We start from the raw sequence: 15,762 nt of genomic DNA, 5'->3' as shown, positions 1-15,762 counted from the left end.
CAGGACAAGGACGGTTGCTTTGAAGTGTTCTTCGCGCATCACCGCTGTCTGGTGATTGACCTGACCGACACCGAAGCCGTTTAATCAAATCTGTAAACCATGTCCCCGCACACCTGTTAACCATGTGTCCGGTCTGAACAGATGGCAAAAGAAAGCTACGCGCTCTTGAAAAGGTCCAGAACCACTTTCCTGGACCAACGAACCAGTTGGGAGTGTTCATGTCGGCGGCTCCAGTGCACAGAGACCGTGAACTGGTTTGCCGGGAAATCCGTATCAAGCAACATGAATTCCTCTCGCGGCAAGAAGTCGCGTGCAACCGCCAGCGGCATCAGCGCTGCCAGATTGGTATTTCTCACGATGGCAGGAAGCGCAAGAAAGGTCGAGGTCGTCAGCTTGATCTGTCCTTCCAGGTTTGCCGTCTTCAGCATCTGAAGGGTTTGGGTGTGCGAGCGCACCGCCACAAGATCCATCGTCTGCATCTTCCTCACGGTGAGTGCGTTGCGCTTGAGTAGCGCCGTCGCCGGATGTCCCGCGCGCAACAGGACCACGTAGCGGTCTTGCAGCAACCTCTCGTGCGCCGAACTCTTCAACTCGGGGAGAAAGCCGATGGCGAGATGGATCTCACCGTTGTCCAGAGCGGTAGCGATCTGCGACTGCTGCCATGTGCTCGCACTCACCCGGATACCGGGGGCTTTTTGCCGGATCTCCGCCATCAAGCTCGGCAGAAAGCGCGCCTCACCAATGTCGGTGAGGTGGATGCGCAACTCTGCGGTTGATTTCAGCGGATCAAACACCGTGTCGGACGCAAGCCCGGCATCCAGCTGGGCCAGGCCCATCTGAACAAACTGAGCCAGATCATCGGCCCTCGGTGTGGGCCTCATTCCGTTGCGTGTGCGCTCGAAGAGGGGGTCGCTCAAAGTCAGCCGAAGCCTGGTGAGCGCCTGGCTTGTGGACGGCTGCGACATGCCCAACTGCTCGGCGGCACGGCTCACGTTGCGGGTGCGATAGATGACGTCGAACACCCGCAGCAGGTTCAGGTCAATGGGCTCCATATTCGGCAAACCAATAGTACTTAGTAAGTTCATATTGTTGTCGAATTCTTTGAATCTCCCGAAACTGGCCGCTCCTGACAACAGCCGCGAATCACAAGCCATGCCAACCGACGCGCCACAGCAGCCCACCGTAAGGGACGCCTTCTTTCGCTTGATGCGTGACTTGCAGATCGACACCATTTTTGGGAACCCTGGCTCCACGGAGCTGCCCATGTTCCGCGAATTCCCGGGCGACTTCCGCTATGTGCTGGGCCTGCAGGAGTCGGTGGTGGTGGGGATGGCCGACGGTTACGCGCAAGCCACCGGCAACGCGGCCGTGGTCAATCTGCACTCCGCAGCCGGCGTGGGCCACGCCATGGGCAACATCTTCACGGCGTTCAAGAACCAGACGCCGCTCATCATTACCGCCGGCCAGCAAGCACGCTCCATCCTGCCGTTTGACCCGTTCCTGTCGGCCACCCAGGCTGTCGATCTGCCCAAGCCCTATGTGAAGTGGGCATGCGAACCCGCACGGGCCGAGGATGTTCCCCGGGCCCTGGCACGGGCCTATCACGTGGCGATGCAAGCCCCGCGTGGGCCGGTGTTTGTCTCCATCCCTGCGGACGACTGGGACCAGCCCGCAGACTATGTGCAGCCGCGGCAAGTCAGCCGCAGCATCGCTCCAGACCCCGCTGTGCTGCGCCAGGTGGCCGATGCGCTCAACGGTGCGCGCCGCCCGGCCATCGTGGCGGGTACGGGGGTGGACCGCGACGGCGCGATGGACATGCTGGTGGAACTGGCCGAGCGCCACCAAGCGCCGGTGTACACCGCGCCCATGAGCGCGCGCTGCGCGTTTCCGGAGAACCACCGCCTCTTTGGCGGCTTTCTGCCCGCCATGCGCGAGCGCATTGTCGAGAAGCTCGCGGGGCACGACCTGGTGCTGGTGCTGGGGGCGCCCGCGTTTCTGTACCACGTCGAAGGACAGGGCTCGCACCTTCCCGAAGGCGCCGCGCTCTGGCAGATCGTGGACGACCCGCAGATGGCAGCCTGGACGCCCACCGGCAACAGCCTGGTGGCCAGCCTGCACCTGGCAATGGGTGCATTGCTGCAGGCGTGCAACCCACCGCAGCGCCCGCTGCCCGCGGCGGCTGCGCGGCCAGAGCCCGCAGCCGGCAGCAGCCCCATGGAGGTCGCCTATGCCCTTCAGGTGCTCAACGAGGTACGCCGCGAAGAGGACGTGGTGGTGGAAGAGGCCCCGGGCTCGCGCGGCGTGATGCAGGCGCGGCTGCCCATGGCGGGGCCAGGCAGCTTCTACACCATGGCCAGCGGCGGCCTGGGCTACGGCATGCCGGCGGCCGTGGGCCTGGCGCTGGGCCGCCAGCGGATGGGGACGAAGGGGCGCACCATCGCGCTCATCGGCGACGGCTCCAGCATGTACTCCATCCAGGCGCTGTACACCGCCGCGCAGCTCGCCCTGCCCATCACCTTCGTGATTCTCAATAACCGCCGCTATGCGGCCTTGCAGGACTTTGCGCCGGTGTTTGGCTTCGCCCCGGGCGAGAAACCCGCCGGCACGGACCTGCCCGAGCTCGACTTTGTATCGCTGGCGCGCGGCCAGGGCATGGCTGCCACGCGGGCCGACGACCCTTCACGGCTGGCGGAGGACTTGCGCGCCGCGCTCACCGCCACGGGCCCCTGCCTGATCGAGCTGGTGGTCGCCTGACCCCGGCACCGGACTTTGAACACCCAACACATCAACCAGGAGACATGACATGAGCAACACCATCAGCATGCTGATCAACGGCGCGGCCCGCGCAGCCAGCAATGGCGCCACATTCACGCGCACCAACCCGCTGGATGGGGAGGTCGCCACCACGGCGCCCGCCGCCACGCCGCAGGACGCAGTCGCGGCCGTGGAGGCCGCCGCTGCCGCCTTTCCGGCCTGGTCGCAGACAGCGCCCGGCGAGCGCCGCGCGCTGCTGCTCAAGGCCGCGCAGTCCCTCGAAGCCAAGGCCGCGGAGTTCACCGCCGCCATGGCTTCGGAGATCGGCGCTTCCGGCATCTGGGCCGGCTTCAACGTGCACCTGGCCGCGGACATGCTGGTGGAGGCGGCCGCGCTGACCACCCAGATCAGCGGCGAGGTCATCCCATCGAACGTGCCCGGCAGCCTGGCAATGGGCACGCGGCAGGCCGCCGGCGTGGTGCTGGGCATGGCGCCGTGGAACGCGCCGGTGATTCTGGGCGTGCGCGCGGTGGCCGTGCCGCTGGCGTGTGGCAACACCGTGGTGCTCAAGGGCAGCGAGCTGTGCCCTGCCACGCACGGGCTCATCATCCAGGCCCTGCAAGAGGCCGGGCTGCCGCCCGGCGTGGTCAACTTTGTGACCAACGCGCCCGAGGACGCCGCCGAGGTGGTGGAGGCCATGATCGCGCACCCGGCCGTCAAGCGCGTGAACTTCACCGGCTCGACCCACGTGGGGCGCATCATCGCTGCGCGCTGCGCGTTCCACCTCAAGCCCTCGGTGCTGGAACTCGGCGGCAAGGCCCCGCTGCTGGTGCTGGACGATGCCGACCTGGACGCGGCCGTCAACGGCGCAGCGTTTGGCGCTTTTGCCAACTCCGGGCAGATCTGCATGTCCACCGAACGCATCGTGGTGGACCAGAAGATCGCTGATGCCTTTGTCTCCAAGCTGGCCGCCAAGGCCCAGGCCCTGCCGCTGGGCGACCCGCGCAAGGGGCCGGTGGTGCTGGGTTCGGTGGTGGACATGCGCACGGTGCGCCGCGTCAACGAGCTCATCGACGACGCCCTGGCCAAGGGCGCAAAGCTGGTGTGCGGCGGCAAGGCCGACAACACGCTCATGCCCGCCACCTTGCTGGACAACGTAACCCCGGCCATGCGCATCTACAGCGAGGAAACCTTTGCGCCCGTGAAGGCCATCGTGCGGGTCGACGGCGAGGAAGCCGCCATCGCCTGCGCCAATGACAACGCCTTCGGCCTGTCGGCCGCCGTATTCACTGCCGACACCGCGCGCGGCTGGCGCGTGGCGCAGCGCATCGAGTCGGGCATCTGCCACATCAACGGCCCCACGGTGCACGACGAGGCCCAGATGCCGTTTGGCGGCGTCAAGGCCAGTGGCTGGGGCCGCTTTGGCGGGCGCGCAGGCATCGAAGCCTTCACCGACCTGCGCTGGATCACGGTGCAGACCACGGCGCGGCACTACCCGTTCTGACCTCCCCACGGAATTGCCACCCACAGTCACTCCCACCTTCCTTGAAGAAGCCCACGCCATGACTCCCTCACGCCCCCCTTGCCACTTTGGGGGCGGCGCACCCACCTGCGGCACACCCGCCGGTGGCTCAGCCGCACAGCCTACAGGTTTCGCACCATGAAGATCGCTATCGTTGGCGCTGGGGCCATGGGGTCCCTGTTCGGAGGTCTGCTCGCAGAGCGAGGCCATTCCGTGACCTTGATCGACGTGAATGTCGCGCACCTGGAAGCCATTCGGGTGAATGGTCTTCGTTTGCACACCGACCAGGGGGATCGCCACATCCACGCACTGCGGGCCTGCCAGCCTTCCCAGGCCGAAGGGTCGCCGGACCTGCTACTGGTGTTCACCAAGACTTTGCACACTGCCAGTGCGCTAGCCGGCGTGGCCCACCTGATCGGGACAGAGACGCAGGTCCTGTCGCTGCAGAACGGCCTTGGCAACGTGGAAGTCATCCAGCGCCATGTGGCACCCAGCCGCATCTTGATCGGCGTGACCACATGGCCGGCGGATCTGGTGGGGCCGGGCCACGTGCATTCCCATGGCCAGGGCGTGGTGCGGCTCATGTCGGCCGATGGCAGCGAACATCCAATGCTCGCCAGGGTCGTGCAGGCCCTCGCCGATGCCGGGCTGGCGTGCACCGCTGACCCGGCGGTGTGGTCCGCCATCTGGGAGAAGGTGGCTTTCAACGCTGCGCTGAACAGCATCTGTGCTGTGAGCCACTGCACCGTGGACCAGCTTGGCGCCATTGATGACGGTCGGGACCTGGCCTTTGCCGTGGTGGACGAGGTCCTGGCAGTGGCGCAAGCCCAGGGGATCGCGGTGGATCGGGATGGGTGCGCGGCCCGCGTGGCCGATGCCATCTCGCGCCACGTCGGCCACAAGCCCTCCATGCTGCAAGACGTTCTGGCGGGCCGCAGGACTGAGGTTGAAGCCATCAACGGCGCCGTCGTTGCGGCTGCAGACCGCAGCGGCGTGCCCGTGCCTTGTACCCGCACCCTGCTGCGCCTGGTGCGTCTGGTGGAAGCACGGATCGCCGGCGTGGTGACCACAGCCCGCTGAGATCCCGCCCCATCAGTTCACCGTTTTTGCAACGTCCTAACTATTACAGGAGACATTCATGCGCAATCGACGTTCCCTTTTGATTGGTGCTGCCGTCCTGGCCGGTACCTATTGCGGCCTGGCTCAGGCGGACGCCTACCCCTCCAAACCCATCCGCTGGGTTGTCGCATACGCCGCGGGTGGTGGTTCTGACGCTTTGGCGCGTGCGGTCGGCACGCAGCTGTCGGCACAGCTGGGCCAATCGGTGCTCATCGACAACAAGCCCGGCGGCGCCACGGTGATCGGCGCAGAAAACGTGGCCAAGTCACCGGGGGACGGCTACACCGTTTTCACCGCCGACAATGGAACGCTGGTGTTTAACACGGCTCTGTTCAAGAAGCTCTCCTACGATCCGCAAAAGGACTTCACGGCGGTGGGCATGATGGCGCGGTTCCCGCTGCTGCTGGCGGTGAACCCGAACGCAGGCTACGCCGACGTGAAGGCTCTGCTGGAGGCCGCCAAGGCCAACCCCGGGAAACTCAGTTTTGGCTCGCCCGGCGTGGGCAGCCCCCACCACCTGGCCATGGAGATGCTGAAGTCGCGTGCCAAGCTGGACATGGTCCACATCGCCTACCGCGGCGCGGCACCTGCCATCCAGGATGTGGTGGGCGGGCAACTCCCCCTGATGGTGGTGGACTCCGCCGCCGGCATGCAGATGATCAAGGCAGGCAAGCTCAAGCCGCTGGCCACGTTCTCCAAGTCGCGGCTGGCCGCGCTGCCGGATGTGCCTTCACTCATGGAATTGGGGTACACCGACGTCGAGGCGGTCGCATGGCAGGGCCTGGTCGTCCCTTCGGCCACGCCCAAAGACATCGTGGCCAAGCTCAGCACCGAGTTGCAAAAGGCCATCCAGTCCGAACCCGTGCGGACTCAGTTCGCGGCCATGGGCATTGAGCCCACACCGTCCGATGCCGCCGCCATGCAGAAGCACTGGGCACAGGAAAGCCAGTACTGGCCCCGCCTGATCCGCGAGCGCGGCATTTCCCTGGACTGACGGGCCACGAGCCCGGTCCGATGGGCGAAGAGCGGTCCCTGGACCGCTCTTCGCAGGGGCTGTGCTTGCGGCCCGCATCCCTTCAGGCCGCAACGCCTGGCGCGCCACGCAGCGGTCCGGCGCCTTCGCGGCAGTCAAGGGACTTGAGCCGTTGCCAGCCGCTCCATTGGCCCAACTCGACCACCACACCCTTCCCGTAGCCGCTGGCGGTGAACTGGAACCTGTCATCGACCCCAGGCCATTCGTTGCGGCCGGCGCAGCCTTCAGTCCCCTTGGATATTGCGCGCCTTGATCAGCGCGCCAAAACGCGTGCTGTCGATGGCGGCGCGGGCATGGAAGTCGGCAGGAGACATGGGGGCGGGCACGCCACCGATTGCCGTGATGCGCTCCTTCACGGCGGTTGTGGCCAGCACCTTGTTGATCTCGCGGTTCAGGCGCGCCACCACCTCGGGCGGTGTGCCGGCAGGAGCGTAAAAGCCAAACCACGTGTCGGCATCGAACCCTTTGAGCCCCACCTCATCGAGCGTGGGCACGTCGGGGAACAGGGGCGAACGCTTGGCGCTGCCCACCGCGAGCAGCTTGAGCTTGCCCGCCTTGACATGCGAGAGGCCAATGCCGGGATCGAACATGAAGTCCACTTGCCCGCCCAGGAGGTCCTGCATGGCGGGGGCCGCCCCGCGGTAAGGCACATGCACAGCGAACACATCGGCCTGGGCCTTGAGCATCTCAGCCGCCAGGTGTGGCGAGCTTCCGTTGCCCGGCGTGCCAAAAGTCAACTTGCCGGGGTTGGCCTTGAGGTACTTCATGAACTCCTGGATGTTGTTGACCGGCAGCGTCGGCCTGACTTCGAGAAATACCATCACCCGCGCTGCCGCAGCTACGGACACCAAGTCCTTGGCGGGGTCGAACGGCATCTTGGGATACAGGTAGGGATTGACCGACACCATTCCGCCCGAACTCAAAAGCAGTGTGTAGCCATCAGCCGGCGACTTGGCCACGGCTTCCCCGCCGATGTTGCCGCCTGCACCGCCCCGGTTCTCAACCACCACGGGCTGGCCCAGCGAAGTCTGCAGTGGCACAGCCACCGCGCGTGCAATCTGGTCGGCCGCGCCGCCGGCCGGGAAGTTCACGATCACCTTGATCGGCTTGGCGGGCCAGCTTTCGGTCTGGGCCCGGGCGGGCTGCACCAGAAAGCCGAAGGCCGTGCAAGCCAGCGCCAGCAGGTGGCGCTTGAAGCGAAGGGGATGGGATTGCATGCGTGTCTCCAGTGATGCCCGGGTTTGCCGGGTCTTGGGCAATGAACAAAGAAATGACGCTTCGCCGAGATGGGGTGTCAGACCACCTCCACCCGGATGAAGCGGGATGTGCCAAGGTGCCGCTCAGCGCCGGCACAGCCTGGGTGCAGGCATGCCCAATCTTCGGCGTGCGTTCTTCATCCATCAATACAATGAATCGACTAAGTGCTATTTGATCTGCGCATATCAAAAAGACACTTTTGAACCTGCAAGGTGAGCCGCGCCGCCGCGCTGCCGGGCTTTGCTGCGTCGTTGTGGGGTGACTGACATCCGGCGTGGAGTGGAGCTTGATGGGGTTGTAGAAGCCCACGGCGCAGTCCACGATGTCCGCTCTGGCCTCTCCATGCCGTCCCCGCAAGGGGGGCGAAAATGCTCCTATTTCAATAGCTGCCAGCGCTTACCCATAGGTCGAAAGAAGCCAATTTGACTCAAATTTCTCTTTCCCCCTCTGTCACCTCACCTAATAGCAGCCCGCCAGACACTGTGATTAAAATCAGTGCCAGCCCACCCACCCCGCCATGACGGTGCTGCCCTCCCCCACTTCGGACTCCCCGCCCGCCATCCCTATCACCCGCTTCCACCGCACGCGCCTGATGCAGATCTGGCGCTCTGCGGGGTGGCCGTGCAAGGATGGGTTGGAGATCGACTTGCTGGCGGCCGGGCTCATCAGCCTGCACACGGCACCCGATGGTTGCGAAACCCTGCGCCTCACCGACGAAGGCATTCGCACCCTGGCGCAGGCGCGCCAACGCGGCGTGCGGGCGCTGAGCCTGCACGACCGGCTGGGGCAGAAGTTTGCGGCGCAGTTGCTGGCGGCGGGGCGCATTGTGTGGACGGAGCTGTCGCTGCGCGCGGTGGTCGACAGCGTGCCGGTGGGCGCTGGGATGCCGCCCGCGGACACGGCCGGCGCGGCCGCCCACGCTGCGCCTGCCATGGCGCCGCTCTGGGCCGACGATGACCACGCCCCCGCGGCCCGCGCCGCCGCCAACGTGTGGCGCATGGCCCGGCCCGATCTTTTCTCGGTGCGCAACACCTCCGTGCCCGCCTACCTGCAACCCATGGTGCACGAGGTGAAGGCCAGCCGGGCCGACCTGCTGTCGGACCTGCGGCATGACGCCAAGCGGCAGGCCTACCAGTGGCTCTGCGAGGAGTGCTACTACGTCTTCCCGGCCGGCATTGCCGAGCCCGATGAGATCCCCGAGCACTTTGGCATCTGGGTGCTGCACGGCAGCGTGGACGAGGGGCGTTTTGAACTGCTGCGCCCCGCACGGCACAGCCGCTGCACCCTGCCCTTTGCGGTGTGGATGGCGCTGTGCAAGGCCACGCCCCTGCGCAGCGAGGGCGAGCTGGCGCAGGCCCATCTGGGCGAGGCCGATGCCGAGGCGCTGCCGCCCGATACCGGCGCCCCGCCCTGCGCCGAGCCACCGCCATGACCTACACCGTCGCGGTGCGCGAGCTGTGCGAGTTCACGGCCAAGCAGGGCGACCTGGACCTGCGCTTCACGCCCGCCCCTACGGCCCTCGAAGGCATCGCGGGCCACGCCGCGGTGGCAGAACGCCGCGGCAAGGACTACCGCGCCGAGGTCGCGCTGGCCGGGCAGTACAAGACATTGCGCGTGCGCGGCCGGGCGGATGGTGTCGACACCGCGCAGCAGCGGCTGGACGAGGTGAAGACCTTCAAGGGCCGCCTGGACCGGCAGCCCGCATCGCACCGCGCGCTGCACTGGGCACAGGCTCGCATCTATGGCTGGCTGCTGTGCCAGCAGGAGGGCTGGGGCCATATCGACCTGGCGCTGGTGTACTTCGACATCGGCACGCAGAAGGAGACGGTCTTCACGGAGCGCCACAGCGCGACCGACCTGCAGCAGCATTTCGAGGCGCATTGCGAGCGCTTCCTGGCCTGGGCCGAAGCGCAGGTGGCGCACCGCGCCGCACGGGACGCGGCGCTGGCCGCGCTGGCCTTCCCCTTCGGCGCTTTCCGCGCCGGGCAGCGCCCGCTGGCCGAGGCGGTGTACAAGGCAGCGGTGGCCAGCCGCTGCCTGCTGGCCCAGGCGCCCACGGGTATCGGCAAGACCATGGGCACGCTGTTCCCGCTGCTCAAGGCCGCGCCGGGGCAGCAGATCGACAAGGTGTTCTTTCTGGCGGCCAAGACCTCGGGCCGGCAGATGGCGCTGGATGCGCTGGCGCGGCTGGCGGACAGCGCCCCCGCCTTGCCGCTGCGCGTGCTGGAACTGGTGGCACGCGACAAGGCCTGCGAGCACCCCGACAAGGCCTGCCATGGCGAGTCGTGCCCGCTGGCGCAGGGCTTTTACGACCGCCTGCCCGCCGCCCGCGCTGCGGCAGTGGCACCGACCACCGACGACGCCCGCTCTGCCCCCGCGCTACTGCAGCAAGCCCGCGTGCGCGAGGTGGCGCTGGCCCACCAGGTCTGCCCCTACTACCTGAGCCAGGAGCTGGCGCGCTGGGCCGACGTGGTGGTGGGCGACTACAACTACTACTTCGACCTGGGCGGCCTGCTGCATGGCCTGGCGCAAGCCAACCAGTGGCGCGCCGCGCTGCTGGTGGACGAGGCCCACAACCTGGTGGAGCGCGCCCGCAAGATGTACACGGCCGAGCTGCGGCCGGACAGCCTGGCGCAGGCCCGGCAGTCGCCCGCCGCCACGCGCCACCCCGCGGTGAAGAAGGCGCTGGACAAGGTGCGCCGCCAGTGGGTGGCGCTCGACAAGGCGCAGACCGCCGCCTATGCGGTGTACGACGCCTTCCCCGACAAGCTGCTGGCCGCACTCAAGGAATGCGGGAGCACGCTGTCGGACCACTTTGCCGACCACCCCGCCGAGCCTGACGCGGCGTTGCAGGCCTTCTACTTCGACGCCGTGCACCTGGTGCGCATGGCCGAACTGCTGGATGCGCATTCGCTGGTGGACATCACGCAAGCTTCCGCAGCCCACCGCCCGGCCGCCAAGCCCGGCGATTCCGTGGTCTGCACCCGCAACGTGGTGCCCGCACCTTTTTTGCAGCCTCGGCTGGCCGCAGCCCACACCAGCACCCTGTTCTCGGCCACCCTGCAGCCCGCGCGCTACTACGCCGACCTGCTGGGCCTGCCCGACCACCCTGCGTGGGTGGATGTGGAGTCGCCGTTTCATGCCCGGCAGTTGCACGTGCAGGTGGCCCGGCGCATCTCTACCCGCTACCCGGACCGCCCCACATCCCTCGCGCCCATTGCCGATCTGATGGCGCAGCAGTTCACCGCACGGCCGGGCAACTACCTTGCGTTCTTCAGCAGCTACGAATACCTGCAGCAGGTGGCCGACGTGTTCGAGCGCCACCACCCGCACCTGCCGCACTGGCGCCAGTCGCGCCGCATGCTGGAGGGCGAGCAGCGCGATTTTCTGGCCCGCTTCACCGACACCAGCCAGGGCATTGCCTTTGCCGTGCTGGGCGGCGCGTTTGCCGAAGGCATCGACCTGCCGGGCAAGCGCCTGATCGGCGCGTTTCTGGCGACGCTGGGCCTGCCCCAGGTGAACCCCGTGAACGAACAGATCCGCCAGCGCATGCAGGCGCTGTTCGGCGACGGGTACGACTACACCTACCTCTACCCCGGCCTGCAGAAGGTGGTGCAGGCGGCGGGCCGCGTGATCCGCACGCCCAGCGACGAAGGTGTGGTGCACCTGATGGACGACCGGTTTGCGCGCGCCGAGGTGCGCGCGCTGCTGCCGGCCTGGTGGCAACTTCAATAAAAAAAAGGCCGGCCACCTCGCGGTGCCCGGCCTGCAAAGCTGCAAATGCAGCACAGAGAGTCAATCCAATAGTCTGCGATCTGGCGTCAGACGGCCGCTGGCGCTGCCACCAGCTCCTTGGTCCGGCTGCGCTGGCGGAAGAACACCACCAGCTGCCAGAGGATGAACAGCGCGATGAGCCCGAGGAGCGTGCCGCTGATGGGCCGGTTGATGAACACACCGAAGCTGCCGCGCGACAGCAGCATGGAGCGGCGGAAGTTTTCTTCCAGCATCGGGCCCAGGATGAAGCCCAGCATCAGCGGCGAGGGATCCATCTCCAGCCGCATGAACAGGTAGCCCAGGGCGCCGAAGGCCACGGTGATGAACACGTCGTCCAGGTTGTTGTTGATGCTGTAGGTACCGATGCAGCAGAAGAACAGAATGGCCGGGAACAGCACGTTGTACGGAATCTTGAACACCGACAGCCAGTAGCGCACCAGCGGCACGTTCAGCACCAGCAGAAAGACGTTGCCGATCCACATGCTGGCCACCAGGCCCCAGAACAGCTCGGGGTGGCCGGCGATCATGTTGGGGCCGGGCTGGATGCCCTTGATGATGAACGCGGCCATCATCAGCGCCATCACGGCGTTCTCGGGGATGCCGATGCTCATCAGCGGGATGAAGCTGGTGCGCGCGGCGGCCTCGTCGGCGGCGGCCTGGCCGGCCACGCCTTCGATACAGCCGGTGCCGATCTCGTCCTTGTACTTGCTGACCTTCTTGTCGAGCGCATAAGCGGCAAACTGGGCAATCACCGGGCCGCCGCCGGGCAGGATGCCCAGGAACGAGCCCACCACGCTGCCGCGCAAGGCGCTGGGAATGATGCGCTTGAACTCAGGCCAGGTGGGCATGAGCTTGATCTTGCCGTTGAAGGGCGAACGCTCTTCGCGCGAATCCAGGTTCTTGCAGATCTCGGCAATGCCGAAACAGCCCAGCGCAATGCTCACAATGCCCACGCCGTCGGCCAGGAACGGTGCGTCCCAGGTGAAGCGCGCCATGCCGCTGTTCACGTCGGTACCGATGGAGCCCAGCAGCACACCCACCATGCACATGGCCAGGCCGTTGAGCAGGCTGCCGGTGGTGACGAAGCTCACGCACACAAAGCCCACCAGCATCAGCGCGCAGTAGTCGGCGGGGCCGAACAAAAAGGCCACCTCGCCCAGGCTGGGCGCCAGGAACGCCAGCACCACGATGGCCACCGTGCCCCCGATGAAGCTGGAGAAGCCGGCGGTGAACAGGGCCAGCCCCGTTTTCCCTTTCAGCGTCATCGCATACCCGTCGATACACGCCACGATGCTGCTCGCATGCGGGATCTTCATGGTGATGGCGCTCACGCTGTCGCCGTACTGCGCACCGTAGTAGATGCCGGCCAGCATGATGAGCGCACCGGTGGTGTCGATGGAATAGGTCAGCGGCAGCAGCAGGCTGATGGTCGCCAGCGGGCCCAGGCCCGGCAGCAGGCCCACCAGGGTGCCCACGGTGCAGCCCAGGGCACAGAACATCAGGTTCTGCAGCGTCAATGCGTGGCTGAAGCCAAACGCGAGGTTGTTCAAGACTTCCATGGCAGCAACCTCAGTACAGGGGCAGGCTCACGCCCAGCAGTTTCTGGAACGCGAACGCGATGGCGATCAGCACGGCGGTGATCTTGAGGCTGCGCTTCCACGAATACGTGCTGGCCGCAAAGCCGGAGCAGAACACCAGGAACACGATGCCCGCGATCATGTTCACAAAGTGCGAGAGCGCGGCAAAGCCGCACAGGCTGCCCAGGATGATGGCGATGTTGCGCACCTGGAAATCCATGGGCACAGGCGCCACCAGCCGTGCGCGCACCACGGTGATGACCCCGATGACAAACAGCATGCAGCTGACAATGAAGGGGAACATCCCCGGCCCTGCGTGGCCGAGCGACCCCAATGAATAGCCCACCGACGGCAGGCCGAAGCCCAGCGCCAAGGCCATGAGGGCAACGCCTCTGACGAGATTGCGGTTGATCATGAAAAGTTTGTCTCCTGAAACGCGGATGACCCCATCGGGCGGCGCAAATGGCGCCCAGGGCTGGGGTATGCTGACAGGCGGACTATCCCCATCGAACCTGATTGCTGGCTGATCTCGGCCATGCGTAATTTCACGTAGAACCCCGACCTCCATGCGCCTCCTGTTGGTGGAAGACGACCCCGTGCTCAGCCGCACCATGGCCCAGGGTCTTGAAAACGCGGGCCACCGCGTCGAACGGGCCCACACCGTCGAAGAAGCCCAGCACTGGTGGGCCGTGCAGCCCTTTGATGCCGTGCTGCTGGACCTGAACCTGCCCCACGCCGCGCACGCGCGCAGCGGCCTGGGCAGCGGCCTCACGGCGCTGCGCGCCGCCCGCGCCCGGGGCGACCGCACCCCCGTGCTGGTGCTCAGCGCCCGCGACAGCACTGAAGAACGCATTGCCGGGCTGGACGCCGGCGCCGACGACTACCTGGGCAAGCCGTACGAGCTGAAAGAGGTGGAAGCCCGCCTGCGCGCCCTGCTGCGCCGCGCCAGCGGCACGGCCGACCAGGTGACGGTGGGCCGGCTGGTGCTGGACCGCCAGGCCCGCCGTTTCAGCGTGGACGGACAGCCGCTGGAAATGCCCGCGCGGGAATTCGACCTGCTGTGGGAGCTGATGACTCCGCCGGGCCGCGTGCTCAGCAAGGGCGACCTGTCGGAGCGCCTGTCCGGGGCTGGCGAAGCGGTGGGCGAGAACGCGCTGGAGGCCTCGTTCTCGCGCCTGCGGCGCAAGATCGCGGGCAGCGGCGCCGCCATCCGCACGCTGCGCGGGCTGGGCTATCTGCTGGAAGATGACACAGGCACGCCCCCCGCTGCGCGCCCCTGAACCGGGCAGCCGCCCGCCCACGCTGCGCCAGCGCATCGGGCGGCACGTGCTGCTCTCGCTGGTGCTGGTGTGGGGGCTGGGCAGCGCCGTGGTGCTGGGCGTGGGCAACCATTTTGTGGCCGAGGCCTTCGACCGCGCCCTGCTGGACGATGCCCACGCGCTGGCGGCGCACGTGCGCGGGGCAGAAGCCACGCCCGCGAACGGCGGCAGCGCCCTGCACCTGGACCTCACGCCGCGCGAGCTGGGGCTGCTGCGCTTCGACCAGAGCGAAACCGTATGGTTTGCCATCTATGGCCCCGATGGCGCGCTGCTGGCGGGCGACGCCGAGCTGGCGCCGGGCGGGCTGCCGCCGGGCAACGGCGCCCACACGTTCTCGCACCTGGTGCGCGACGGGCGGGAGCTGCGTCGCGTCAGCCTGCGCATTGACGGGCCGCAGCCCTACACCGTGGTGATGGCCCAGACCACCGCCGAGCGCACGCAGCTGCTGCGCCGGCTGCTGGTGTACTCCGGCCTGGCGCAGCTGTGGCTGCTGGTGGTGCTGGGCTCGGGGCTGCTGCGCGGCATCGAGCGCGACCTGCAGCCCCTGACGGACCTGCAGGACGCCATGGACCACCGCGACGCGGCCGACCTGCAGCCGCTGCCCGCCGCCCTGGCGCAAGGCGCCGCCACCCACGAAGTACAGCGCCTGGGCGAGGCCCTGGATGCCCTGCTGAAGCGTGTGCAGCAGGGTCTGGAAGCCCAGCGCGAATTCGCGGGCAACGTGGCGCACGAGCTGCGCACGCCCCTGGCCGGCATCCGCGCCCAGGCCGCGCATGCGCTGGCACACAGCGACCCGGCCGTCTGGCGCAGCGAGCTCGAAGGCATTGCCCAGGCCGAGCAGCGCGCCAGCCGCACGGTGGACCAGCTGCTGGCGCTGGCCCGCGTGGCCGAGAGCCGCATCGCCCTGCCCTTGCAGGCCGTGGCACTGCCCGCCCTGGTGCGCGAAGTGCTGCTGCGCCACCTGCCCCGCGCCGACGGACTGGGGATCGACCTGGGTGCGGAGGGCCTGGACACGCCGCTGGAGGTGCGCGGCAACCCCGCGCTGCTCGAAGGCATCCTGAACAACCTGCTGGACAACGCCCAGCGCTACGGGCGCGGTGCCCCGCCCCGCATCACCGTGGCCCTGGGCCGCGAAGATGGCTATGCGCGACTGTGCGTGACCGACAACGGCCCGGGCGTGGACCCGGCTCTGGCGCAGCAGCTGCAGCAGCGCTGGGCGCAGGGCGAGCCCGGGCAGCAGCTGGGCCTGGGGGTGGGCCTGGGGTTGTCCATCGTCGCCCGCTATGCCCAGCTCATGGGCGGGCGCCTGGCGCTGGAGCCGGCCCCCGGCGGCGGGCTGGCCGCTTGCGTGTGGCTACCACTGGCCGGATCCGAAGCGGCTTGATTCGCATCAAGGCCCACGCAGGC

12 protein-coding genes are annotated in these 15,762 nt (G+C 67.3%); 8 read left to right on the top strand and 4 right to left on the bottom strand.

What is annotated here, in order from left to right; all coding sequences use genetic code 11:
- Positions 1-155: 155 nt before the first annotated feature.
- Positions 156-1,265 carry a LysR substrate-binding domain-containing protein gene (locus LWW96_RS01785; RefSeq protein ID WP_291483954.1) on the bottom strand — a complete coding sequence of 370 codons (1,110 nt, stop codon included), beginning with the start codon at positions 1,263-1,265 and terminating at the stop codon, positions 156-158.
- Between LWW96_RS01785 and mdlC the strand changes: the two genes are divergently transcribed.
- From mdlC to LWW96_RS01765, 4 genes are all read left to right on the top strand, one after another.
- Positions 1,207-2,754 (top strand): benzoylformate decarboxylase, encoded by a 1,548-nt coding sequence (gene mdlC / locus LWW96_RS01780; protein ID WP_291483953.1) that lies wholly within the window; start codon positions 1,207-1,209, stop codon positions 2,752-2,754. The two genes, LWW96_RS01785 and mdlC, sit on opposite strands and share 59 nt — an antisense overlap.
- Positions 2,755-2,803: 49 nt before the next feature.
- Positions 2,804-4,258, top strand: a complete 1,455-nt coding sequence (locus LWW96_RS01775) for an aldehyde dehydrogenase (RefSeq protein WP_291483952.1) — start codon at positions 2,804-2,806, stop codon at positions 4,256-4,258.
- A gap of 156 nt (positions 4,259-4,414) precedes the next feature.
- The gene (locus LWW96_RS01770; RefSeq protein ID WP_291483951.1) at positions 4,415-5,356 is read left to right on the top strand and encodes a 2-dehydropantoate 2-reductase; all 942 of its coding nucleotides are present in this window, start codon (positions 4,415-4,417) and stop codon (positions 5,354-5,356) included.
- A gap of 58 nt (positions 5,357-5,414) precedes the next feature.
- Entirely contained in the window at positions 5,415-6,389 is a 975-nt protein-coding gene (locus LWW96_RS01765) for a tripartite tricarboxylate transporter substrate binding protein (protein ID WP_291483950.1), read from the top strand.
- Between the two features lie 263 nt (positions 6,390-6,652).
- Here LWW96_RS01765 and LWW96_RS01760 read toward each other — a convergent pair whose 3' ends face one another.
- On the bottom strand, positions 6,653-7,645 hold the full coding sequence (locus tag LWW96_RS01760) for a tripartite tricarboxylate transporter substrate binding protein (RefSeq protein ID WP_291483949.1): 993 nt from the start codon (positions 7,643-7,645) through the stop codon (positions 6,653-6,655).
- Positions 7,646-8,202: 557 nt separating this feature from the next.
- On the opposite strand from LWW96_RS01760, the gene LWW96_RS01755 reads away from it, so the two are divergent.
- Positions 8,203-9,117, top strand: coding sequence for a hypothetical protein (locus LWW96_RS01755; RefSeq protein WP_291483948.1), 915 nt, complete (start codon positions 8,203-8,205; stop codon positions 9,115-9,117).
- The gene (locus tag LWW96_RS01750; protein WP_291483947.1) at positions 9,114-11,420 is read left to right on the top strand and encodes an ATP-dependent DNA helicase; all 2,307 of its coding nucleotides are present in this window, start codon (positions 9,114-9,116) and stop codon (positions 11,418-11,420) included. Before LWW96_RS01755 ends, LWW96_RS01750 begins: the two co-directional genes overlap by 4 nt.
- An 86-nt stretch (positions 11,421-11,506) precedes the next feature.
- Here LWW96_RS01750 and LWW96_RS01745 read toward each other — a convergent pair whose 3' ends face one another.
- Both LWW96_RS01745 and LWW96_RS01740 read right to left on the bottom strand, forming a co-directional pair.
- The gene (locus LWW96_RS01745) at positions 11,507-13,018 is read right to left on the bottom strand and encodes a tripartite tricarboxylate transporter permease (protein WP_291483946.1); all 1,512 of its coding nucleotides are present in this window, start codon (positions 13,016-13,018) and stop codon (positions 11,507-11,509) included.
- Positions 13,019-13,028: 10 nt separating this feature from the next.
- Positions 13,029-13,451, bottom strand: a complete 423-nt coding sequence (locus tag LWW96_RS01740; protein ID WP_291483945.1) for a tripartite tricarboxylate transporter TctB family protein — start codon at positions 13,449-13,451, stop codon at positions 13,029-13,031.
- A gap of 151 nt (positions 13,452-13,602) precedes the next feature.
- Here LWW96_RS01740 and LWW96_RS01735 point away from each other — a divergent pair, with 151 nt between their 5' ends.
- Positions 13,603-14,316, top strand: a complete 714-nt coding sequence (locus tag LWW96_RS01735) for a response regulator transcription factor (protein WP_291483944.1) — start codon at positions 13,603-13,605, stop codon at positions 14,314-14,316.
- Positions 14,282-15,739, top strand: a complete 1,458-nt coding sequence (locus LWW96_RS01730) for a sensor histidine kinase (protein ID WP_291483943.1) — start codon at positions 14,282-14,284, stop codon at positions 15,737-15,739. Before LWW96_RS01735 ends, LWW96_RS01730 begins: the two co-directional genes overlap by 35 nt.
- Positions 15,740-15,762 lie beyond the last annotated feature (23 nt).

Source organism: Acidovorax sp. (genome assembly GCF_021287135.1).
Lineage (GTDB): Bacteria > Pseudomonadota > Gammaproteobacteria > Burkholderiales > Burkholderiaceae_C > Acidovorax.
Note: the sequence above shows the minus strand (reverse complement) of the source record. Positions and strands in the feature narration are given on the sequence as shown.